Raw genomic sequence first — 21,847 nt, forward strand, 5'->3', positions numbered from 1 at the left:
GGTTAGCGCCACTTCAGCCGCTCATGCAGACTAACGACTGAGCCAACAATAGTAAGGGTCGGGGCCTGAATGGTGCGCCCGGCAATGTAGCCAGGCATATCCTGCAGGGTGCTGACGTGAACCTTCTGATCGGGCAATGTTCCTTTTTCAACCAGAGCAACGGGTGTTGATTTATCCATGCCTGCAGCCATCAACTGATCGCAGATATGCGGCAAACCACTCAGCCCCATATATATCACCAGCGTTTGTCCCGGATGAACCAGCTCCTGCCAGAGTAAATCACAGGTTCCGTTTTTCAGGTGGCCGGTTACAAAGCGTACGCTTTGCGCATGATCACGATGTGTCAGCGGAATACCGGCATAGGCTGCACAGCCACTGGCTGCGGTAATGCCCGGCACCACCTGAAACGGAATGCCAGCCGCGGCCAGCTCCTCGATTTCTTCACCGCCACGCCCAAAAATAAAAGGATCTCCGCCTTTCAGGCGCAGTACTTTCTTCCCGGTTCGGGCCGCATCAACCAATAACTGGTTTATGCCTTCCTGTGGTACCGCATGGTCACTTTTTGCCTTGCCGACATAAAAACGCTCGGCCTGCGGATGGATAAAGTCCAGGATCAGTGGATTGACCAGTCGGTCATAAAACACCACGTCTGCACTCTGAATCAGGCGCAGAGCGCGGAATGTGAGCAGATCCGGATCGCCGGGCCCGGCACCCACCAGATACACCTCACCCTGCTGTTCGCTATTTCCATTCAGCAGATCTGCAGTAACAGCCTCTGCCCGCTCAGTCTGCCGTGCCAGTATCAGCTCCGGTGCCAGACTACCAATCCAGCGGCGCCAGAACCCGGCCCGCAGCGGCGCAGCAAGCTGTTGCTTAACCTGGGTGCGCAGGCGCTCGGCAAAAGCCCCAAGGTCGCGATAGTCCTGCGGCATAAAGGCCTCCAGACGCTGACGCACATAGCGCGTCAGTGCCGGCGAGGCGCCGCTGGTTGAAACACTGACAAGTAACGGCGAACGATCGATGACCGCCGGAAAGATAAAATCATTATCCCCGGTTTGATCGCAGCGACACACCAGACAACCAGAGTGACGGGCGTTGGCCGCCAGCTGTGCATTCAGTTCAGCGTCGTCGGTTGCCAGAACCACCAGAGAACCGGAATCAAAGGTTTCGGTAAGGCTGGCGGGACGTTGTTCAATGCTAAGGAGAGGATTTCCGGCGCAGGCGGCAATGTCCGCGTGCAGCTCGGGGGCAATCAGCTGAACCTGAGCGCCGGCTTTCAGTAATGTCAGCAGCTTGCGGGCGGCAACCTGACCGCCCCCAACCAGCACAAAAGGCCGGGCACTCCCCCGGAGAACCAGGGGCAGATTCATCATGGGCGGATAACGTCAAGGCCACGCATATAAGGGCGCAGCGCTTCAGGAACAACGATGCTGCCGTCTTCCTGCTGATAGTTTTCCAGAATCGCAACCATGGTGCGGCCAACCGCCAGACCGGAGCCGTTCAGGGTGTGCAGCAGTTCTGGCTTGCCGGTTTCCGGGTTGCGCCAGCGGGCCTGCATGCGACGCGCCTGATAATCACCAAAGGTGCTGCAGGAAGAGATTTCACGGTATTTCTGCTGACCCGGCAGCCAGACTTCCAGATCGTAGGTTTTGGCCGCGGAAAAGCCCAGATCGCCACCGCACAGGATTACTTTGCGGTATGGCAGGTTGAGCTTTTGCAAAATAGCCTCTGCATGGCCGGTTAATTCTTCCAGCGCAGCATCAGAATCCTGTGGGCGGACAAACTGCACCAGCTCTACCTTGTCGAACTGATGCTGGCGGATCATGCCGCGGGTATCGCGACCATAACTGCCCGCTTCACTGCGGAAGCACGGCGTATGCGCCACTTTTTTAATTGGCAGGGTCTTGTCGGTGACACTGTCGCGCAGCAAATTGGTGACCGGAACCTCAGCTGTCGGAATCAGGTAGAAATCTTTCTCACCCGGCACTTTAAACAGATCTTCCTCGAATTTTGGCAACTGACCGGTACCTTCCAGCGCCTGGCGATTCACCAGGTAAGGCACATAAGTCTCTTCGTAACCGTGTTCTTCGCTGTGGGTGTCGAGCATAAACTGGGTAATCGCACGATGCAGACGTGCCATGGCGCCACTCATCGCCACAAAACGGGAACCGGCAACCAGAGCGCCGTCGTCAAAGCTGAGACCCAGCGGCTCGCCCAGGTCAACATGGTCTTTGGCGGCAAAACTGAACGCAACAGGCTCACCCCAGGTCAGCACTTCCACGTTGTCATTTTCGTCAGACCCAAATGGCACATCGTTTTGCGGCACATTCGGAATACTCATCAGCAGCTCGCGCAGACTCTGTTCAGCCTGTTTTGCGGCCAGTTCCGCTTCGCCGATGTCGGAATCGATACTGCCCATAACCTGAGCCTTGGCATCTTCCGGAGACATACCCTGACCGATTAATGCGCCAATCTGTTTGGACGCTTTTTTCTTCTCGGCCTGCAGGGATTGAGCGCTGGTCAGTGCGGCTTTGCGCGCATCGTCCAGACGGGTGAATTCGGCTTCATCAAACATAAAGCCTTTCTTGGCCAGGGCTGCTTTTACCTGATCCAGATTGTCGCGAATAAACTTAACGTCCAGCATTGTTTCTTATACCAAGGATTTAGATAACCACATGCCTGCGGCAGTCGCCAGCAGACAGCCTGTAACACTGAAGCCGACATAGCTGGCCATCGCCAGCCAACGCTCCTGCTGCAGCAGTGCAATACTTTCTAATGAAAACGTAGAGAAGGTGGTAAAGGCACCGAGAAAGCCGATCATCGCCAGTTGCTTGTGATGATCGCCGCCCCACTGGTGTTCTACCAGCCAAATATAGGCCATACCAATGGCGAAGGAGCCTAGCAGGTTCACTGTTAAGGTGCCATAGGGAAAGGGCTTGTCGGCCCAGCGGTAAACCGCCGTGGCAAGCAGGTAACGGGAAATGGCACCAAGCGCACCACCGATGCCGATCCACAGATACGTCATTCACTTTCTCCCATGCTATTACGCGGATAACGTTGCTGCGCAGACTGACGATTTTGCTGCTGAAGGTGCTCCAGCTTCTGCCGGATTTTGCTTTCCAGTCCGCGATTTACCGGCTCGTACAGCTGAGTATCTTTCAGCTCAGGAGGGAAGTAATTTTCACCGGCAGCAAAAGCATCCGGCTCGTCATGGGCATAACGGTATTCCGCACCGTAATCGAGCTGTTTCATTAATTTGGTTGGCGCATTGCGTAAATGCAGAGGCACTTCGTAGCTTGGCTGCGAAGCAATCATCGCCCGCACTTTGTTAAACGCCTTATAGACCGCATTACTTTTCGGCGCGCAGGCCAGATAAGTAACCGCCTGCGCAATGGCCAGCTCTCCTTCCGGCGAGCCCAGCCGCTCCTGCACATCCCAGGCATTCACACACAGCGTCAGGGCGCGCGGATCAGCATTGCCAATATCTTCGCTGGCCATACGCACCACCCGGCGGGCGATATATAGCGGATCGCAACCACCATCGAGCATGCGTGCAAACCAATAAAGAGCTGCATCCGGGTCCGAGCCACGCACCGATTTATGCAGCGCAGAAATCTGATCGTAAAAAGCCTCGCCGCCTTTATCAAAACGACGCGCCTGATTACCCAGCAATTCTTTAACAACCGCCACGCTGAGTTCATCATCGCCGCTGAGCTGCAGGGCAAATTCGAGCATATTCAAAGCACGTCGCGCATCACCATCGGCGACATCGGCGATCATCTGCAATGCTTCTGTACTGGCTCGTGGCGCAGGATCAAGCTGCGCAATCCCCTGCTGCAAAATCTGCTGTAACTGTTCTGCGCTCAGGCTTTTTAAAACATAAACCTGAGCACGGGACAGCAAGGCATTATTTAATTCAAAGGACGGATTTTCGGTTGTCGCGCCAACAAAAATAAAGGTGCCATCTTCCACATAGGGTAAAAAAGCATCCTGTTGGGATTTATTGAAGCGGTGTACTTCGTCAATAAATAACACCGTTTTACGACCCGTTGCCCGGTATTGCTGCGCGCGCTGCACCGCCTCGCGGATTTCTTTAACCCCGGACATAACCGCACTGAGGGCCAGAAACGCCGCGTCAACGTACTGTGCAATCAGGCGCGCCAGAGTGGTTTTACCTACACCCGGCGGGCCCCAGAAAATCACCGAATGCAACTGCCCGGCATCCAGTGACTTACGCAATGGTGTTCCCGGCCCGATAACATGCTCCTGGCCGATATAATGTTCCAGTCGCTGCGGGCGAAGCCTTGAGGCTAAAGGTTCGTATGCGGGCGTATGGTTGCCGAAAAGATCAGATGCCATGACGTCCGTCGATTACATCCACACCTTCAGGCACATCGAATATAAAAGCCGCAGGATCCACAGCTGTGTTGATATTGGCGGCTGAAAATGAAATTTCCGTCACCTGACCGGCCGCATCGTAAATCATCATGCGCTTAAGGTTTTTGCCCTGATAATGAAATTCCAGAGACTCAAACAGCTGGCTCGGATCTTTGGGTACCAGCTGGAAAATAATGTCATTGCTGGCTGTTTCCTTGGCGACAACAAAGCTCTTTTCAACATCAGCAGTACTGCCACTCAGCAGCAACGCTGGGGTTTCCTGAACACGCTGATCCATGTCGCGAATGGTTACCTGTTCAAGATCCATATCGTAAATCCAGATCAGCTTGCCGTCAGAAACAACCAGTTGTTCAAAAGGCGCATCGGTCTGCCAGCGCATTTTTCCTGGCTTGGCGACGGTCAGACTGCCACTCATCTGCTGCAGGATGCGTCCGGAGGTATCACGGGTGGTTTGCACAAAAGAGGATTCAAGGCTCTGCAGCTGTTTCAGCCGCAATAAAAAATCTGCCAGAGCATCATTGGATGACTGCGCCCCGGATGACAGACTGAAAGTTAACGCGCCGATAAAAATCAGCCAGTATTTGCGAAAAGACTCAGATAAAAACACGTCGGTTACCATTTTTTTAGCGTACGTCAAAATAAAACCCGCTCAGTAATTCGGCGGAGCGCCAGCCAGTACTTCACGCGAGCCATTGTGTGCCGGTGATGAAACAACTCCTGCCGCTTCCATTGTTTCAACCAGACGGGCGGCGCGATTATAGCCGATGCGAAGCTTGCGCTGCACAGAGGAAATAGAGCATTTGCCACTTTCGGTAACAAAGGCGACGGCCTGATCGTAGAGATCATCTTTTTCATCACCGCCTTCCAGAGAGAAAGCTCCGCCGCCATCTTCATCGCTGCTGGTGATTTCCTCAATATAATTGGGTTCGCCACGCAGCTTCCATTCGGCCACCACGCGGTGAACCTCATCATCGTCAACAAAAGCGCCATGCACACGTTCCGGCAAGGCATTTCCCGGTGGCATATACAGCATGTCACCGTGTCCCAGCAGTTGCTCCGCCCCGCCCTGATCAAGAATGGTGCGCGAATCAATTTTGGATGACACCTGAAACGCAATCCGGGTCGGTACGTTGGCTTTAATTAAGCCGGTAATAACATCCACCGACGGGCGCTGAGTCGCCAGAATCATATGAATACCAGCAGCACGGGCTTTTTGCGCGATACGGGCAATCAGCTCTTCTACTTTTTTACCCACCATCATCATCATGTCGGCGAATTCGTCGATCACAATGACAATATAAGGCAGAGGCTCCAGCGCTGGCGGTGTCGTTTCAAAAGATTTATCAATCTGCCATAACGGGTCCGTTAACGGCTGTCCGGCTTCAATAGCATCACGGACTTTCTTGTTATAGCCGGCGAGGTTACGCACGCCCATCGCGGCCATCAGCATATAGCGACGTTCCATTTCGGCAACCGACCAGCGCAGACCGTTGGCGGCTTCTTTCATATCGGTAATGACCGGCGTCAGCAGGTGCGGAATTCCTTCATATACCGACAATTCCAGCATTTTCGGGTCAACCAGAATCAGACGCAGCTCATCCGGTGTCGATTTAAACAGCAGACTGAGCAGCATGGCATTTACACCAACCGATTTACCGGAACCAGTTGTACCGGCAACCAGCAGATGAGGCATTTTTGCCAGATCAGTAATGATCGGATTACCGCCAATATCGTGCCCGAGGGCAAGCGTCAGCGGCGATTTCGAGCGATCGTATTCTTCTGATGACAAAACTTCAGACAGTGATACCACGGCGCGATCTTCGTTGGGCACTTCAATCCCCATGACCGACTTGCCGGGAATAACTTCAACCACACGCACACTGATCATCGCCATCGAACGCGCCAGATCGCGGGCCAGATTTGAAATCTTACTGGCCTTTACGCCGGGTGCCGGCTGAATTTCAAAGCGGGTAATTACCGGGCCCGGCGCCACCGCCGTCACTTCGATTTTTACGCCAAAGTCCGCCAGTTTCTGTACCAGAAGCTTGGACATTTCCTGCAGGCGCTCGGGCGAGAAGCCGCTTTTCTGATCGTTACGCGGTGGATCCAGCAGCGCAATGGATGGCAACGGCTGATCGCTTTTAAACAATGCACCCTGCAGTTCACGCTGCGCCCGCTCACTTGGCCGGCTCTCTTTACGGGCCAGGGGCTCGATGGGAATAACAGCTTCAGCAGGTTCGGCTTTTACCGCCTTGGTTTTGACCGGCTTATCTTCCCACGGAGGGGTTTCTGATGTGTCATCTGCTGGTTCTGGCGCCACTAGCGGAGCTGCCTTATCTTGCTGCACCGGCGTATCGGTCGTGGCGCTGTAATCACTGGCCGGGCTCTGTGCATCGTCCCCGGCACTGAATGCATCCAGATCGCCAAGCCATGGTTCGGCATCATCACCAGCGGAGGCTGTATTGCCAGCATCCATGCGGCTGAAGAAACGATCAAAACCTGCGACTTCATCACCTGGCTTATTGGTGCTTACGGATGTTGCTTTGTCCTTTTTACCTGCGCGAGCTTCGACAGGCTCCGCCTCAGCCTGCTCAGCAGAGCTCTCATAATCATCTGTGTCGTCATAATCACCAGCATCTGAGCTGACATGCTGTGCACTCTGGCGACGGGCGATACTGCGCTCACGCAATTCCAGTAACCATCCACCCAGGCGGTCGAACAGTTGCAGCCAGGAAAATTCAAGAAACAGCATCAGCCCCAGAGCCAGTAATGCGGTAAAAATAATGGCCGAGCCAACGAAGCTGAACAGCGGCAGAAAACCACCGACAATCACCTTGCCAACGATACCGCCGGAGCCAACAGGCAAGCCTTCGCCATGCCAGATGCTCATCTCAGCCAGCGCACACAGCATACTGACAGAGAGCACCATGCCGAGTGTGCGCAACAACCAGATGCGACCGCCGGGACGTGGGGCTTTGCGGAACAGTAACCACAGCTTGGCCATGACCAACAGAGGCAGAGCGAAAGCCAGATAACCCAGGCCATGAAAAAGAAGGTCGGCGATGACCGCACCAATACGGCCAACCGAATTGTGTGTTGCCCCCTCTCCCGCCGCGGACCAGGCCAGATCGGAGGGGGTATACGAAAACAGCGCAAGCAGGAGCAGCAGGCTGACCAGCGTCAGCAGCAAAAAAATAACATCATGGCGCCGCTGCCAGCTGCCGGCAGAAGCGGAATCCGGTGTTGTTGCTGGCTGAAAACCTGCTTCAGACGTATCCTTTGGCAAAATACCCTTCCCGTTACCCTTATTCAGAGGCGAAGTTTACCACGGGTTTATCATGATTGATTGGCTAGATGAAGTCCTTCCGCCGGTATTTCCGGCTACGTCAAAAGCCCTGAACGAACCCAACGGCCTGCTCGCAGCCGGAGGCCGGGTAAGTCCGCTATGGGCGGACAGCGCCTACCGTAAAGGGATCTTTCCCTGGAATGACCCTGGGGAAGCACGGCTATGGTGGAGCCCTGCCCCGCGCGCGGTCATTACCGCCGAAAGTTTTCGTTTGCCGCGTACGGTGCGCAAACTGTTGCGCCGCGAGCAACTCAGCATCAGCTGCAACCTGGCTTTTGACAGCGTTATTCAGGCCTGCGCACAGCCACGTGACTATGAAAGCGGCACCTGGATCTGCGATGAAATCATCGACTGCTACGGCAGATTACAGCGTGCCGGCCGGGCGTTCAGCGTGGAGTGCTGGGACACTGACGGAGTCTTATGTGGTGGCTTTTATGGTCTGACCATCGGTAGCGCCGTATTCGGAGAATCGATGTTCTCGAGACGCAGCAACGCATCAAAACTGGCTTTCGCCACTGCAGCGCCGATATTGTTTGCCGCCGGAGTAACGCTGATCGACTGTCAGATGAAAACGGAGCATCTGGGGCAATTTGGCCTTATTGAACTTGAGCGCAAAGCGTTTGAAGGCATATTACAGCAAGCGACAACGCAGCCACTGCAACTAATACTGCCCGGTTGGCTGGCATGAAGAAGATCATGCTGTTTCAGCCACCAGAGACCCACAACTGCAGTTATCTTGAAGATCAGCAGTCGCGCAGTCTATATGTAGACCCGCGCGCCGAGCTCGATCAGGAAACCCTGACACTGCTCAGTCTTAACGGTTTCCGCCGCAGCGGCCGTCTGGTTTACCGCCCTGACTGCCCGGCCTGTTCGGCCTGCATTTCCGTACGCCTGCGGGTTAAAGACTTTAAACTCTCCCGCAGTCAGCGGCGGATTCTCAATAAAAATACCGATCTGCAGCTGTGCATCGAAAAACCCAGCGACAGCGATGAGATGTACGCACTGTTTGAACAGTACATTAATGCTCAGCACGCTGATGGTGATATGTACCCACCCAGCCGCCGGCAATTCACGGACTTTCTGGTCAGCGACTTCGGCACAACAGACTTTCTGACCGCACGTCTGGGAGGAAAGCTGGTCGCCTGTATGGTTTTTGATTATTTGCAGGATGGGTTGTCAGCGGTCTATTGCTTCTACAGCGATGAATTACCACAACGTTCCCTCGGCACTCTGATGATTCTCAGGCTGACTCAGCTCTGCCAGCCTCTCGGACTGCCTTTCAACTATCTGGGCTATCTGGTTAATGGCAGCAGGAAGATGAGCTATAAGCGCCAGTTTGTGCCATTAGAGGCTTACCGCGCAGGTCAATGGTCCCTCCTCAACAGCTGATTCCCACCATCCGAAACGCAACAAACGGATAGCGCTTTGCTTATTGTTGAAATTTAAGGCAGAATGCGCCCGCGTTGTGCAAGGTCTAAACAGGTGACGAATGGCAAAAGATGATCACATTGAAATGGAAGGTGAAGTAATCGACACGCTTCCAAATACGATGTTCCGGGTAAAGCTGGAGAACGGGCACGTTGTGACTGCTCATATTTCAGGAAAAATGCGTAAGAACTACATCCGCATTCTGACCGGCGACAAGGTGAAAGTAGAATTAACACCTTACGACTTAAGCAAAGGTCGTATCACCTACCGGGCACGCTGATGCCAACATGCCCGACAGGTGACAGCAATCAGGCTGGCACCTCCTCGGGCACTGTCAGAACCAACTCCCCATCCTCGACTGCAATATCCACTTCCCCACCTTGGGCGAGTTCGCCAAACAGAATTTTCTCTGCCAGTGGTTTCTTCACTTTGTCCTGAACCAGACGACTCATCGGGCGGGCACCCATGCGCTCATCATAGCCATGCTCAGCCAGCCACTGACGCGCATCGTCATCGACATTCAGCAGTACGCGCTTGTCGTCCAGCTGCCCCTGCAGTTCTGCCAAAAACTTATCGACAACGTGCAGGATGGTATCGCGCGATAATGGCGAGAACTGAATAATACTGTCGATCCGGTTACGGAATTCCGGCGTGAAGGTTTTCTTCAGCGCTTCCATACCATCGGTGCTGTGATCCTGGAAGGTAAAGCCGATACTTGAACGGCTCATCTGCTCCGCCCCGGCATTGGTTGTCATTATCAGAATCACGTTACGGAAATCCGTTTTGCGACCATTGTTATCCGTAAGCGTGCCGTGATCCATCACCTGCAAGAGTATGTTAAACACCTCAGGGTGCGCCTTCTCAATTTCGTCCAGCAACAACACACAATGCGGATTCTTATTGATCGCTTCGGTGAGCAAGCCGCCCTGGTCATAACCGACGTAACCCGGAGGTGCACCGATTAAACGGGAAACGGTATGGCGCTCCATATACTCCGACATATCAAAGCGGATTAATTCCATTCCCATAACATTCGCCAGCTGTCGCGACACCTCGGTTTTACCGACACCGGTAGGTCCGGCAAACAGGAATGAGCCAATGGGTTTTTGCGGAGAATTAAGTCCGGCACGCGACATTTTAATCGCTGTCGATAATGTCTGGATCGCCTCATCCTGACCAAACACCACCATGGATAATTTATCTTCCAGTTTAAACAGAAGCTCTTTATCCGAAGCTGATACGGTTTTTGGCGGAATACGGGCAATCGCCGCAACGACCTGCTCAACTTCTGTCACACCGATTACTTTCTTGCGTTTATTTGCTGGCAATAAATGCTGCAGCGCACCGACTTCATCAATGACGTCAATTGCTTTATCCGGCAGATTACGGTCAGTGATATAGCGCTCTGCCAACTCTGCCGCCGCTTTTAACGCTTTGTCGGTATAGCGAATATTATGATGCTCTTCGAAACGGGATTTCAGCCCCTTAAGAATTTTATAAGTATCCTCAACCGATGGCTGAGCCACATCAATTTTCTGGAAACGACGGGTTAACGCACTGTCTTTTTCAAAAATGCCGCGGAATTCGGTAAAGGTTGTAGAGCCAATGCAGCGTATTTCGCCGGAGCTTAACAGTGGTTTTAATAAATTACTGGCATCCATCACACCGCCGGATGCAGCGCCTGCACCAATAATGGTATGAATTTCATCGATAAATAAAATGCCATGCGGTTGTTTTTTCAGCTCAGCAAGCAAGGCTTTGAAACGTTTTTCAAAGTCCCCACGGTACTTAGTACCGGCAAGCAGAGCGCCCATATCCAGACTGTAAACAACGGCATCCTGAATCACTTCAGGAACATCATGATCAACAATCCGCTTGGCCAAACCTTCAACAATCGCAGTTTTACCAACACCGGAATCACCAACCAGCAGCGGATTATTTTTGCGCCGGCGAGCAAGCGTCTGCACCAGGCGACTGACCTCATAATCACGGCCAATGAGCGGATCAATTTTACCTTCCCGCGCCAGGCGATTCAGGTTGGTGGCATAACCTTCCAGAGCACTCTTACTGCTGTTCTCACCTTCATCCTCAGGACCATCAGACATATGGTCTGAAGACTCCTCCGGACCAGACACCTTAGAGATGCCATGAGAAATGTAATTCACAACATCAATACGGGCGATATTCTGCTGCTTCAGGAAGTAAACCGCCTGACTCTCCTGCTCAGAAAAAATGGCCACAAGAACATTGGCACCGGTAACCTCAGACTTTCCCGATGACTGGACGTGAAAAACCGCACGCTGCAACACTCGCTGAAAGCCAAGGGTTGGTTGTGTCTCGCGCTCACCGTCATGCTCAGGAATCAGCGGTGTAGTGGAGTTAACGAACTCCTGAAGTTCTTTGCGCAGCTTGGAAATATCAGCCCCGCAAGCCTCCAGCACGGACGCCGCCGCCTCATTATCCAGCAAGGCCAGAAGCAGGTGTTCCACCGTCATAAATTCATGACGCTTCGAGCGAGCATCCTTAAATGCTTCATTCAGTGTTTGCTCTAACTCTCGGTTCAGCATATTGCCTCCTGACCTCAGTCATCTGCCGGAGAAATTTCACACATCAACGGATGCTGACAATCTCTTGCATATTGATTCACAACAGCCGCTTTAGTTTCCGCCACATCTTTAGTGTGTATTGCACAAACCGCACTGCCCTTGGTATGAACCGTTAACATAATCTGTGTTGCCTGCTCAGGCGTTTTATTAAAGAAACGCTGCAGCACTTCAACCACAAACTCCATCGGCGTATAGTCATCATTCATCATGACCACACAGTACATAGGGGGTTTCTTAAGGGCTGGCTTAACCGCCTCCGTAACAACCCCGCCATGATCATTAGAGTATGGATCTTCTGACTGTAAGTTTAGTTGAGAATCAAAGATGTGATGCATGGCCTGATATTATCGTTACATTTAGCAGGCATGATAACGCCACGCCTTCCGCACCTCTAGTCAGTAATACTCTCAGGGTACTTTTATTAAATGCAGGCATCTCGCAGCAATAACAAGCCACGATTAGACGAAAGAGCATTTTCAGACGCTTGACGCTCTGTTTTTGTAGGTTTAGTGTGTTGTTCAGTCATGTGGCATGCAAGGGAGGCATAATAATGAAAACAGGGAAGGTAAAGTGGTTCAACAACGCAAAGGGCTATGGCTTTATCCTGGCCGACGACAGCAATGAAGACTTGTTTGCCCATTATTCGACTATTCAGATGGATGGTTACCGTACACTGAAAGCCGGCCAAGCGGTTCAGTTTGACACCAAACCCAGCGACAAAGGCACCCACGCCATAAATATCCGCGCACTGGATGCTGACACACCAGCCCTTACCGAAGAACCCTTATCGACAACTGCACAATCACTGACTCCGGAAAGCGCCTGAGGCGAATTCAGGACAAAACGGACAAACATAAAAAAACCGCCATTCGGCGGTTTTTTTATTCAGCGCAACGCTTAGCAGGAGTGTCCATCAATCGCTGCATTCAGTGTCGCGCTCGGGCGCATGGCTTTTTCAACCAAAGCAGGCACCGGACGATAGTAACCACCGATATCAACCTTACTGCCCTGCACTGCAGACAGCTCAGCCATGATAACACCCTCATTATCAGACAGGGTTTTCGCCAGAGGTGCAAAACATGCCTGAAGGTCAGCATCTTTAGTCTGCTCAGCCAGCGCTTTCGCCCAGTACAGCGCCAGATAGAAGTGGCTGCCGCGGTTATCAATATCACCCACTTTACGGGATGGTGATTTGTTATTGTCGAGCACCTGACCAGTCGCCATATCCAGCGTTTCCGCCAGTACATGAGCTTTGTCATTACCGGTGGCATGAGAAAGGTGCTCCAGTGAAGCTGACAAGGCCATAAATTCACCCAGTGAATCCCAGCGCAGAAAATCTTCTTCCAGCAACTGTTGTACGTGCTTAGGTGCAGAGCCGCCAGCGCCGGTTTCAAACAGACCACCGCCAGCCATCAGTGGCACGATAGAAAGCATTTTAGCACTGGTACCCAGCTCCATAATCGGGAACAGGTCTGTCAGGTAATCACGCAGAACGTTACCGGTAACGGAAATCGTATCTTTGCCTTCTTTCAGGCGCTGCAGAGTTACACGAGTAGCCTCTTCCGGAGTCATGATGCTGATATCCAGACCCGAGGTATCGTGCTGAGCCAGATATTTCTCAACCTTGGCAATCAGCTGTGCATCATGAGCACGGTTTTTATCCAGCCAGAAAATTGCTGGTGTATCACTCAGGCGGGCACGGGTTACTGCGAGCTTCACCCAGTCCTGAATGGGTGCATCTTTGGCCTGACACATACGCCAGATATCGCCTTCTTCTACGGCATGCTCAAGCAATACATTACCGTCGGCGTCGACAACCTGAACGCGGCCATCAGCCTGAATCTCGAAGGTTTTATCGTGCGAACCGTACTCTTCTGCCTTCTGTGCCATCAGACCAACGTTAGGCACGCTGCCCATTGTGCGCGGATCAAACGCACCATTCTTTTTACAGAAGTTGATGGTTTCCTGGTAAACACCGGCATAGCAGCGATCCGGAATAATGGCTTTGGTGTCCTGCAGGCCACCTTCTTTATCCCAGAACTTACCAGACGCCCGGATCATGGCAGGCATAGACGCATCAACGATTACATCGTTTGGTACATGCAGGTTGGTGATACCTTTATCGGAATTCACCATGCCCAGCTCAGGACGCTTGCTGTAACACGCCTGGATATCGGCTTCGATGGAGGCACGCTGCTCTTCTGGCAGGTGGCGCAGCTTCCACAGCAGATCACCCAGACCGTTATTCGGATTAATACCCAGCTCATCAAAGGTTTCAGCGTATTTTTCAAACACATCAGAGAAGAATACAGATACCGCATGACCAAAGATGATCGGATCGGATACTTTCATCATGGTGGCTTTCAGGTGCACAGACAGCAGTACACCCTGCTGGCGCGCATCTTCAAACTCACGGGCAAAAAATTCACGCAGCGCTTTACGGCTCATTACAGAAGCATCGATAACTTCGTCAGCCAGCAGTGGCAGCTTGGCTTTGAGAACGGTTTTTTCACCATCGGCGGCGATGAATTCAATACGGGCATCGGTCGCCGCGGCCATGGTTACCGACTTTTCACTGCCATAGAAATCGCCATGATCCATGTGAGCAACATGGGTCTTGGAATCCGCAGACCATTCACCCATGCTGTGAGGGTTATTGCGGGCGTACTGTTTAACCGAGGCTGGTGCACGGCGATCGGAGTTACCTTCACGCAACACCGGGTTTACCGCACTGCCCTTAATTTTGTCGTAACGGCGCTTGGCTTCTTTTTCTTCCTCAGTTTCCGGCTCTTCCAGATAACGGGGGATTTTAAAACCTTTGGCTTTTAATTCTTTGATGGCATCAATCAGCTGCGGCACAGAGGCACTGATATTTGGCAGCTTAATGATGTTGGCTTCAGGACGGTTCGCCAGCGCGCCCAGCTCTGCCAGGTCGTCAGACTGACGCTGTTCTTCGGTCAGGTACTCAGGAAAAGCGGCAAGAATACGGCCAGCCAGGGAAATATCGCGGGTTTCAACAGCAATACCAGCAGACTGAGTAAATGCCTTAACGATCGGAAGCAGAGAATAGGTTGCCAGTGCCGGCGCTTCATCGGTCTCTGTGTAAATGATCTTTGGGGTATCGGTGGACATTGTTACTCCTATCGCATGGTAGCTGATTGCTGTTTCGCATGAGGCTTAACAGGCGGGTAGCTTTTGGCCACCACATTTCCTGTACAATAAAGCCTCCGGTTCGGGATCTGTCCTGCTTATGCTGGGACAGTCAACCGCATCGGTGCCGGGGATTAGTTCCGGCGACTCATAGAGTCCGGGGCGGTAATTTGTAGTTTTTCTACAAAAAATGCAAGCTAGACGAAAGAATAAGTAGTTTTCTTACAGAACTAACCAGACAAAGCCATGGCCACCCTGATACTGCTCAACAAGCCTTTTAACGTCCTCTCCCAGTTTAGTGACTCTGAGGGGCGCTGCACGCTCAAGGCGCATATTGACCTACCCGGCGTTTATCCGGCCGGCCGCCTTGATTACGACTCCGAAGGCCTGCTGCTTCTGACCGACAACGGCCAGTTGCAGGCACGCATCGCCGACCCGCAACACAAGATGGAAAAAACCTACTGGGTTCAGGTTGAGGGGATTCCGGATGCCGCCGCCCTGCAGGCCTTGCGCAACGGCGTTACCTTAAAAGACGGGCCAACCCGCCCCGCCGGCGCCCGTATTATTGAAGAACCCGCACTGTGGCCCCGCAATCCGCCCATTCGCCAACGCGCCAATGACATCACCAGCTGGCTTGAGATCCGTATCCGCGAAGGCCGCAATCGCCAGGTGCGGCGCATGACCGCTCATATCGGACACCCGACTCTGCGTCTGGTGCGCGCCAGCATTGGCCCCTGGTCTCTGGGTGATCTGCAGCCCGGCGAATACCGCAAAGAAACTGTACACATGCCAGCCCCGGCGCCGGGCAAATCCCGCCCCGCCGCACAGCCGCGTGGCAGACGTAAAATCAACCCGGCACGAAAGCCGCGCTGATTTGAGCAAGCGCCCTTATTTCGGGTAAACTCCCTGCCCCTTTTTTATCAGGATGTCTCATGTCTGAGCGCTGGACTCCACATGCCACCGTTGCCACCATCGTCGAACACGAAGGGCGCTTCCTTATGGTTGAAGAAATCAGCCTCGGCCAGCAGGTAATCAATCAGCCAGCCGGACATATAGAAGAAGGCGAAACCGTTATCGACGCGGCACGGCGTGAGACCCTGGAAGAAACCGGCTGGCTGGTGGAACCTGAAGGCCTGGTTGGCCTGTACACCTACACCGCCCCGGCCAATCAGGTGACTTACCACCGCTACTGCCTGTTCGCCCGGGCGCTGCATGCGGTAGAAGGCGCTGTGCTGGATGACGGCATTATTGGCCCACGCTGGCTGAGCATTGAAGAACTGCGCGCAAGCACACAGCTGCGCAGCCCGATGGTTCTGACCTGTATTGAGGATTATCTCGCCGGGAAGCGTTACCCTCTGGACGTTATTGTAGAGCACCCTTAATCATGAAAACGCCTTCTGAAACCAAAGTCATTGTCGGCATGTCCGGCGGCGTCGACTCCTCTGTTTCCGCTTACCTTCTGCTTGAACAGGGTTATCAGGTCGAAGGCCTGTTCATGAAGAACTGGGACGAAGATGACGGCACCGAATACTGCACAGCCAAAGAAGATCTGGCCGATGCCCAGCAGGTGTGTGACACCCTCGGCATAAAACTGCATCAGGCTAACTTTGCTGCCGAATACTGGGACAATGTGTTCGAGTATTTCCTCAACGAATACAAAGCCGGCCGTACGCCCAATCCGGATATCCTGTGTAACCGTGAAATCAAGTTCAAAGCTTTCCTTGATTACGCCAAGGTGCTGGGTGCCGACCTGATCGCCACCGGACACTATGTGCGTCGCCTTGATAAAGACGGCCACACCTATCTGCTTAAAGGGCTCGACGCTAACAAAGATCAGAGCTACTTCCTGCATGCCGTCGGTGAAGCCGAAATCCGCCAGACCCTGTTTCCGGTTGGCGAACTGGAAAAACCGGAAGTACGCCGTATCGCCGAAGAACAGGGGCTGATCACTGCGGGCAAAAAAGATTCCACTGGCATCTGCTTTATTGGCGAGCGCCGTTTCAGCGATTTTCTTAAGCAATATCTGCCTGCCCAGCCCGGCCGCATTGAAACCGATAAAGGTGAGGACATTGGCGCCCATCAGGGTTTGATGTACCACACCCTGGGTCAGCGTCAGGGACTCGGCATCGGTGGTTTGGCCGGCTATCCGGATGAACCCTGGTTTGTTGCCGGCAAAGATCTGGAACGGAATGTTCTGATCGCCGTTCAGGGTAAAAACCACCCACTATTGTTCAAAGACTGGCTGACCACCGAACAGGTTTTCTGGGTTAATGGCGAACCTGAACTGCCACTGCGCTGCAGCGCCAAAGTGCGCTACCGCCAGGATGATCAGGCCTGTCTGATTGAACGTGATGGCAACCAGTACCGCATTACCTTTGATCAGCCACAGCGGGCTATTACGCCGGGCCAGTCAGTGGTGTTTTATGTTGGCGAAACCTGCCTTGGTGGCGGGGTTATTGAACAGACCGGTGATAACGAATGATGCTTTCCCGCAACGAAGAGCAAACCATCGCCCTGGCCGCCGTGGTGCAGGCTGCGGTGCTGGTTGAACAGCTGGCCCGGACCGGGGATATCCCTGCCGATTCATCCGAGCCATTGTTACGCGCCCTGTTTATTCAGTCGCCGCAGCATTTCAGCGATGTTTACGGCAACCCTCACACCAGCCTGAACGTTGGCCTTAACCACCTGGGCACCATGCTCAACCGCTCAATGCAGGGCGTCAGTCCTGACGTTACCCGCTATGCCCTGAGCCTGTTGCATCTGGAGCGCAAGCTGCGCCAGAAACCAGCAATGATGGCCGCGCTGGGCGATGGTATCCAGAGTGCCTCGCGCCAGGCTGATCATTTTTCTGTCGGACATGAAAACACTGTTGCGGCACTGGCAGGCCTGTATAAACAGACGCTGAGCAACCTCAGTTTCCGTATTCACGTCACCGGCAACCCGACACACCTGCAGAACGCCCATACTGCCAACCGCGTACGCGCGCTGCTGTTGGCCGGTATCCGCGGCGCCATTCTCTGGCGTCAGGTTGGCGGCAAACGCTGGCACCTGCTGATAAACCGCAGCCGCTACCTGAAAGCCTGCACCACCCTGCTGCAAAACCCTGCGGATAACGATCGCCAGCCATGACCAGAAAACACATCGACCGAACCTTTACGACTGCACCGATGATGGAATGGTCTGACCGCCATTGCCGCTATTTCTGGCGTCAGCTGACACGCCATGCGGTGCTCTATACCGAAATGGTCACAACCGGCGCGCTGATTCACGGCAACCGTGAACGCTTCCTTGAATACAACGAGCTTGAGCATCCTATTGCCCTGCAGCTGGGTGGCAGCAATCCAGAAGCGCTGGGCCAATGCGCGCGCTTTGCCGAAGAATGGGGCTATGACGAAGTTAACCTGAACGTGGGCTGTCCCAGCGACCGGGTGCAGAACAATATGATCGGCGCCTGCCTGATGGCTCATCCGCAGCTGGTGGCCGACTGCGTTAAGGCCATGAAAGATTCAACCAGTATTGATGTTACGGTTAAACACCGTATCGGCATCGATGATCAGGACAGCTATGAACAGCTGCGTGATTTTGTCGGCACTGTCGCCGATGCAGGCTGTGAGACCTTTATTGTGCACGCGCGTAAAGCCATTCTGCAGGGCCTGTCACCGAAGGAAAACCGCGAGATTCCGCCGCTCAAATACGACACCGTATTCCGCCTGAAACAGGAATTTCCGCAGCTGGAGATTCTGATCAACGGCGGCATCACCACCCACGAGCAGATTGCAGAGCTGATGCCCCATGTTGATGGTGTGATGCTTGGTCGCGAGGCTTACCATAACCCGTCGGTTCTGGCCGAGGTGGATCAGCGTTATTACGCCGCGACGTCAGAACACAGCGAAAGCCCAGCTGCCATCGATAAAGCCGCCATCGTGCGCAGTCTCTACCCTTATATCGAACAGCAGCTGAGTAAAGGCGCAACGCTGCACCATATCAGCCGTCATACTCTGGGGCTGTTCAATGGTCAGCCTGGTGCGCGTCTGTACCGTCGCCACCTGAGCGAGCAGGCACCGAAGCGTACTTCCGGGGTTGAGGTGCTTGAACAGGCACTGGCGCTGATGGGTTATTAACCCGCAGCGCCAATTTCGGTTGCCGGCGGCCGGATTTTGACGGCTTACTGAGCCGCCTTTGCCTTCTTATCCATTTCCGCTTTCAGACGTAACGCATCGCCCAGACCGCCAACATTCGTGACCTGGGTGTAACCGAGTTCCAGCAGCGCATCACGGGCAATGCCAGCCCGGCGGCCGGACTTACAGTACAGGTAGATGTCGGCGTCTTTTTCCAGCTTCAGCTTGCCAATCTGCTCCGCCATCTGCTGGTGAGGAATGTGATGCGCGGCACCAACATGTCCGGCATTGAATTCATCGGCGGTGCGCACATCAATCCAGACCGGCTCACCGGCCAGAGCAACCACACTGATCAGCCATAACGCAATGCTGCTGAAAACTTTCATAATCCATCCCCAAGTGTTTGTATTGAAATGCTTTTTTAACAGAGAAAGGCAAGGGCCGCATTGACCTTGTACCGTCATTGCGACACTCTACTCAGTATCCGATCAAACTTCAGCATAGCCCGCCACAGCCAGGCTCTGCTGCCGCAAATAAGGTTTTGGAACCCCATGAGCAAACTGGACGCCCTGAGAGCCATGACCGTTGTCGTTGCCGACACCGGTGATATCGACGCCATCCGCCAGCACAAACCGCAGGATGCCACCACCAACCCGTCACTGATACTCAAAGCGGCTGAACTGCCGGCCTATCAGGATCTCATTCGTCAGTCACTGCAGTGGGCGCAAGGCATCCATAACAGCGACAGCCTGATTGTGAACGCCTGTGACAAAATCGCCGTGGCGATTGGCTGCGAAATCCTGAACATCATCCCCGGCCTGATCTCCACCGAGGTCGACGCCCGTTTATCCTTTGATACCGCCGCAACCGTTGCCAAAGCACGCAAGCTGATTCAGATGTACGCCGATGCCGGTATTGGCCGCGAACGTATTCTGATCAAAATCGCTTCCACCTGGGAAGGCATTCAGGCCGCGCGCATCCTTGAGCAGGAAGGCATTCAATGTAACCTGACCCTGCTGTTCAACTTCAGCCAGGCCGTAGCCTGCGCCGAAGCCGGGGCAACGCTTATTTCTCCGTTCGTCGGCCGTATTCTCGACTGGTACAAAGCCAGCAAGCCGGACGCCGATTACAGCGGCAAAGCCGATCCGGGTGTTATTTCCGTCAGCCAGATTTACAACCATTACAAGGCACACGGCTACAAAACGGTGGTAATGGGGGCCAGCTTCCGCAATATCGGTGAAGTAGAAGCACTGGCCGGTTGCGATAAGCTGACCATCAGTCCGGACCTTCTGGCTCAGCTCAGCAGCTCCGCTGGCGATCTGCCGCAACAGCTGAACCCAGAGCAAGCCCACTCTGACATCGTCAAACACAGCGTCAGCGAAGCGCAGTTCCGCTGGGCGATGAATGAAGATGCAATGGCCACCGAAAAACTGGCCGACGGCATCCGCCGCTTTGCTGCGGATCAGCAATTACTTGAACAACGCCTGAGTCAGTTACTGTGATTGAACGCCTGCTGAGCCTGTTCCGTGACGAACAAAAACGTCCGGAACCCCACCACATCAATCTGGCCTGTGCAGCGTTGCTGGCCGAAGTCATGCGCGCTGATCACAGCATCGACGCCGAGGAAGAACAGGCACTGGCTTTGGTGCTGAAAAACCTGTTTAACCTGAGCAGCAGCGAGTGCAGCGAACTGCTGCAGGATGCTCTGCAGCGGGTGGAAATATCCAGCGATCTGTTTCAGTTTACTGCGGTCATTAATCAGCAACTGGATGCCGCAGCCAAGTTCCGTCTGATGAAAGGGCTGTGGCAGGTTGCCTACAGCAGCAACGGGCTGGATAAATACGAAGAGCACATTATCCGCCGCATCGCAGAATTGCTGTACGTCCCGCACAGCGAGTTTATCCGCGCCAAACTGGAAGCCCGGGATTCTCAGTGATCAGTGATCTGACCCGCGAATTTGACACCCTGGTGAATGCCCTGCAAACACTGCGACAGCAATTGCAGGACGCCCGCCCCGCCCTCTGGATTCCGCTGAATCCCGGCGAGCAGAAAGCAACCAATCAGTTGCAGTTTCTGACCGATATTATCTGCGACCTGTGGTACCGCGATGGTCAGGACGGCCGCGAAACACGCAGCCGCCACGGTTTAGTCATGGCCAATGCAGAAATTGCAGAACAAATCCGGGCCATCAATCTGCAGAAAGACCGTTTCCGCAAAGCCGTGCAGCAGGTGCGTCAGGAGCTGGACAACAGTGACTGGCTGGAACATTACAGCCAGCTTGGCCAGCGCCACGATTCTCTGCGTGAATCCCTGACCTTTGCCGGCCTTAAACGCATCCATTTAAAACAATGCTTCCGCCATATTCCGTTGCTTGAACATTGCCCGCAAAAAGTCGGTTTCAGCTGGTACGTCAACGGCCGCAGCATTAAAAAAATCAGTGTGCAGCAAGCACAGGAAATGCTGCTGGATCTTGGAGAAGAAAAAAATCATATTCAGGTGCAGCTGAAAAAACTGGCACAGTTACCGGCTCACCTGCAACTTGCACAGATACAAACTCTGGCACCCGTGGTGCGGGCCAACCTGGTATTTAAACCTGAATCAGGCCTGAGCAGAAAAGCCATGAATCTGGCGTTGCCATTATTTATTACAGGCTCTGACACACAACTGCCGGTGTTTAATGAAATACCACCCGAACCGCCAAGCGGCCGCACCCGTCAGCAACGCGGCGATCAGAAAATCAGCGGCGAAGCATTTTTGCCCAGCCTGCGCATTCATACTTATCAGGCGTAAAACCCGGGCAA

21 protein-coding genes and 2 pseudogenes are annotated in these 21,847 nt (G+C 53.6%); 12 read left to right on the plus strand and 11 right to left on the minus strand.

Translation table 11 applies throughout. The features are described 5' to 3' along the window. Nucleotides 1–2: 2 nt before the first annotated feature. From cysG to HUF19_RS18460, 7 genes and pseudogenes are all read right to left on the minus strand, one after another. A complete protein-coding gene (gene cysG, locus HUF19_RS08860; RefSeq protein WP_260999441.1) occupies nt 3–1,373 on the minus strand; it encodes a siroheme synthase CysG in 1,371 nt (456 codons plus the stop codon). Next, nucleotides 1,370–2,644 carry a serine--tRNA ligase gene (gene serS, locus HUF19_RS08865; protein ID WP_260999442.1) on the minus strand — a complete coding sequence of 425 codons (1,275 nt, stop codon included), beginning with the start codon at nt 2,642–2,644 and terminating at the stop codon, nt 1,370–1,372. The genes cysG and serS overlap by 4 nt, the downstream gene beginning before the upstream one ends. A gap of 6 nt (nt 2,645–2,650) precedes the next feature. Then, complete coding sequence (crcB, locus tag HUF19_RS08870; protein ID WP_260999443.1) at nt 2,651–3,025, minus strand: fluoride efflux transporter CrcB; 375 nt, start codon at nt 3,023–3,025, stop codon at nt 2,651–2,653. Beyond that, nucleotides 3,022–4,359, minus strand: coding sequence for a replication-associated recombination protein A (locus HUF19_RS08875; RefSeq protein WP_260999444.1), 1,338 nt, complete (start codon nt 4,357–4,359; stop codon nt 3,022–3,024). Before HUF19_RS08875 ends, crcB begins: the two co-directional genes overlap by 4 nt. Next, a complete protein-coding gene (gene lolA / locus HUF19_RS08880) occupies nt 4,349–5,035 on the minus strand; it encodes an outer membrane lipoprotein periplasmic chaperone LolA (protein WP_260999445.1) in 687 nt (228 codons plus the stop codon). Before lolA ends, HUF19_RS08875 begins: the two co-directional genes overlap by 11 nt. A gap of 12 nt (nt 5,036–5,047) precedes the next feature. Beyond that, nucleotides 5,048–6,589 (minus strand): annotated as a pseudogene (locus HUF19_RS18455) (DNA translocase FtsK); the annotation flags it as partial. A 573-nt stretch (nt 6,590–7,162) separates the two neighbouring features. Then, nucleotides 7,163–7,684: pseudogene (locus HUF19_RS18460) on the minus strand (DNA translocase FtsK 4TM domain-containing protein); the annotation flags it as partial. A 52-nt stretch (nt 7,685–7,736) separates the two neighbouring features. Here HUF19_RS18460 and aat point away from each other — a divergent pair. The 3 genes from aat to infA all read left to right on the plus strand — a co-directional run bounded on the left by aat (nt 7,737) and on the right by infA (nt 9,452). Beyond that, nucleotides 7,737–8,432 (plus strand): leucyl/phenylalanyl-tRNA--protein transferase, encoded by a 696-nt coding sequence (aat, locus tag HUF19_RS08895; RefSeq protein ID WP_260999446.1) that lies wholly within the window; start codon nt 7,737–7,739, stop codon nt 8,430–8,432. Then, nucleotides 8,429–9,133: an arginyltransferase gene (locus HUF19_RS08900; protein ID WP_260999447.1), complete on the plus strand. Its 705-nt coding sequence runs from the start codon at nt 8,429–8,431 to the stop codon at nt 9,131–9,133. Before aat ends, HUF19_RS08900 begins: the two co-directional genes overlap by 4 nt. A gap of 100 nt (nt 9,134–9,233) precedes the next feature. Then, complete coding sequence (gene infA, locus HUF19_RS08905; protein WP_028292799.1) at nt 9,234–9,452, plus strand: translation initiation factor IF-1; 219 nt, start codon at nt 9,234–9,236, stop codon at nt 9,450–9,452. A gap of 28 nt (nt 9,453–9,480) precedes the next feature. On the opposite strand, the gene clpA is transcribed toward infA, so the two are convergent. Then, a complete protein-coding gene (clpA, locus tag HUF19_RS08910; RefSeq protein WP_260999448.1) occupies nt 9,481–11,739 on the minus strand; it encodes an ATP-dependent Clp protease ATP-binding subunit ClpA in 2,259 nt (752 codons plus the stop codon). Between the two features lie 14 nt (nt 11,740–11,753). Next, nucleotides 11,754–12,113, minus strand: coding sequence for an ATP-dependent Clp protease adapter ClpS (clpS, locus tag HUF19_RS08915; protein ID WP_260999449.1), 360 nt, complete (start codon nt 12,111–12,113; stop codon nt 11,754–11,756). A gap of 215 nt (nt 12,114–12,328) precedes the next feature. Between clpS and cspD the strand changes: the two genes are divergently transcribed. After that, nucleotides 12,329–12,604: a cold shock domain-containing protein CspD gene (gene cspD / locus HUF19_RS08920; protein WP_260996340.1), complete on the plus strand. Its 276-nt coding sequence runs from the start codon at nt 12,329–12,331 to the stop codon at nt 12,602–12,604. 71 nt (nt 12,605–12,675) lie between these two features. Here cspD and HUF19_RS08925 read toward each other — a convergent pair whose 3' ends face one another. Further along, complete coding sequence (locus tag HUF19_RS08925; RefSeq protein WP_260996341.1) at nt 12,676–14,910, minus strand: NADP-dependent isocitrate dehydrogenase; 2,235 nt, start codon at nt 14,908–14,910, stop codon at nt 12,676–12,678. 264 nt (nt 14,911–15,174) lie between these two features. Here HUF19_RS08925 and HUF19_RS08930 point away from each other — a divergent pair, with 264 nt between their 5' ends. From HUF19_RS08930 to dusA, 5 genes are read left to right on the plus strand one after another with little or no spacing between them, the layout of a single operon-like run. Next, nucleotides 15,175–15,801, plus strand: coding sequence for a pseudouridine synthase (locus tag HUF19_RS08930; RefSeq protein ID WP_260996342.1), 627 nt, complete (start codon nt 15,175–15,177; stop codon nt 15,799–15,801). Nucleotides 15,802–15,860: 59 nt separating this feature from the next. Continuing rightward, nucleotides 15,861–16,310 carry an NUDIX hydrolase gene (locus HUF19_RS08935; protein ID WP_260996343.1) on the plus strand — a complete coding sequence of 150 codons (450 nt, stop codon included), beginning with the start codon at nt 15,861–15,863 and terminating at the stop codon, nt 16,308–16,310. A gap of 2 nt (nt 16,311–16,312) precedes the next feature. Beyond that, entirely contained in the window at nt 16,313–17,410 is a 1,098-nt protein-coding gene (mnmA, locus tag HUF19_RS08940) for a tRNA 2-thiouridine(34) synthase MnmA (protein ID WP_270049414.1), read from the plus strand. Continuing rightward, on the plus strand, nt 17,407–18,057 hold the full coding sequence (hflD, locus tag HUF19_RS08945; RefSeq protein ID WP_145468624.1) for a high frequency lysogenization protein HflD: 651 nt from the start codon (nt 17,407–17,409) through the stop codon (nt 18,055–18,057). The genes mnmA and hflD overlap by 4 nt, the downstream gene beginning before the upstream one ends. Next, nucleotides 18,054–19,049 (plus strand): tRNA dihydrouridine(20/20a) synthase DusA, encoded by a 996-nt coding sequence (gene dusA, locus HUF19_RS08950; RefSeq protein ID WP_260996344.1) that lies wholly within the window; start codon nt 18,054–18,056, stop codon nt 19,047–19,049. The genes hflD and dusA overlap by 4 nt, the downstream gene beginning before the upstream one ends. A 44-nt stretch (nt 19,050–19,093) precedes the next feature. On the opposite strand, the gene HUF19_RS08955 is transcribed toward dusA, so the two are convergent. Beyond that, nucleotides 19,094–19,432 carry a rhodanese-like domain-containing protein gene (locus HUF19_RS08955; RefSeq protein WP_260996345.1) on the minus strand — a complete coding sequence of 113 codons (339 nt, stop codon included), beginning with the start codon at nt 19,430–19,432 and terminating at the stop codon, nt 19,094–19,096. 165 nt (nt 19,433–19,597) lie between these two features. On the opposite strand from HUF19_RS08955, the gene tal reads away from it, so the two are divergent. Genes tal through HUF19_RS08970 form a run of 3 tightly spaced genes read left to right on the plus strand, consistent with a single transcriptional unit; the run spans nt 19,598 to nt 21,836 of the window. Beyond that, entirely contained in the window at nt 19,598–20,548 is a 951-nt protein-coding gene (gene tal / locus HUF19_RS08960) for a transaldolase (RefSeq protein ID WP_260996346.1), read from the plus strand. Then, nucleotides 20,545–20,982, plus strand: a complete 438-nt coding sequence (locus HUF19_RS08965) for a tellurite resistance TerB family protein (protein WP_260996347.1) — start codon at nt 20,545–20,547, stop codon at nt 20,980–20,982. The genes tal and HUF19_RS08965 overlap by 4 nt, the downstream gene beginning before the upstream one ends. Beyond that, the gene (locus tag HUF19_RS08970; protein ID WP_260996348.1) at nt 20,979–21,836 is read left to right on the plus strand and encodes a DNA replication terminus site-binding protein; all 858 of its coding nucleotides are present in this window, start codon (nt 20,979–20,981) and stop codon (nt 21,834–21,836) included. Before HUF19_RS08965 ends, HUF19_RS08970 begins: the two co-directional genes overlap by 4 nt. Nucleotides 21,837–21,847: the final 11 nt, after the last annotated feature.

The sequence above is a fragment of the Thalassolituus hydrocarboniclasticus genome (assembly GCF_025345565.1).
Taxonomy (GTDB): Bacteria; Pseudomonadota; Gammaproteobacteria; order Pseudomonadales; family Oceanobacteraceae; genus Venatoribacter; species Venatoribacter hydrocarboniclasticus.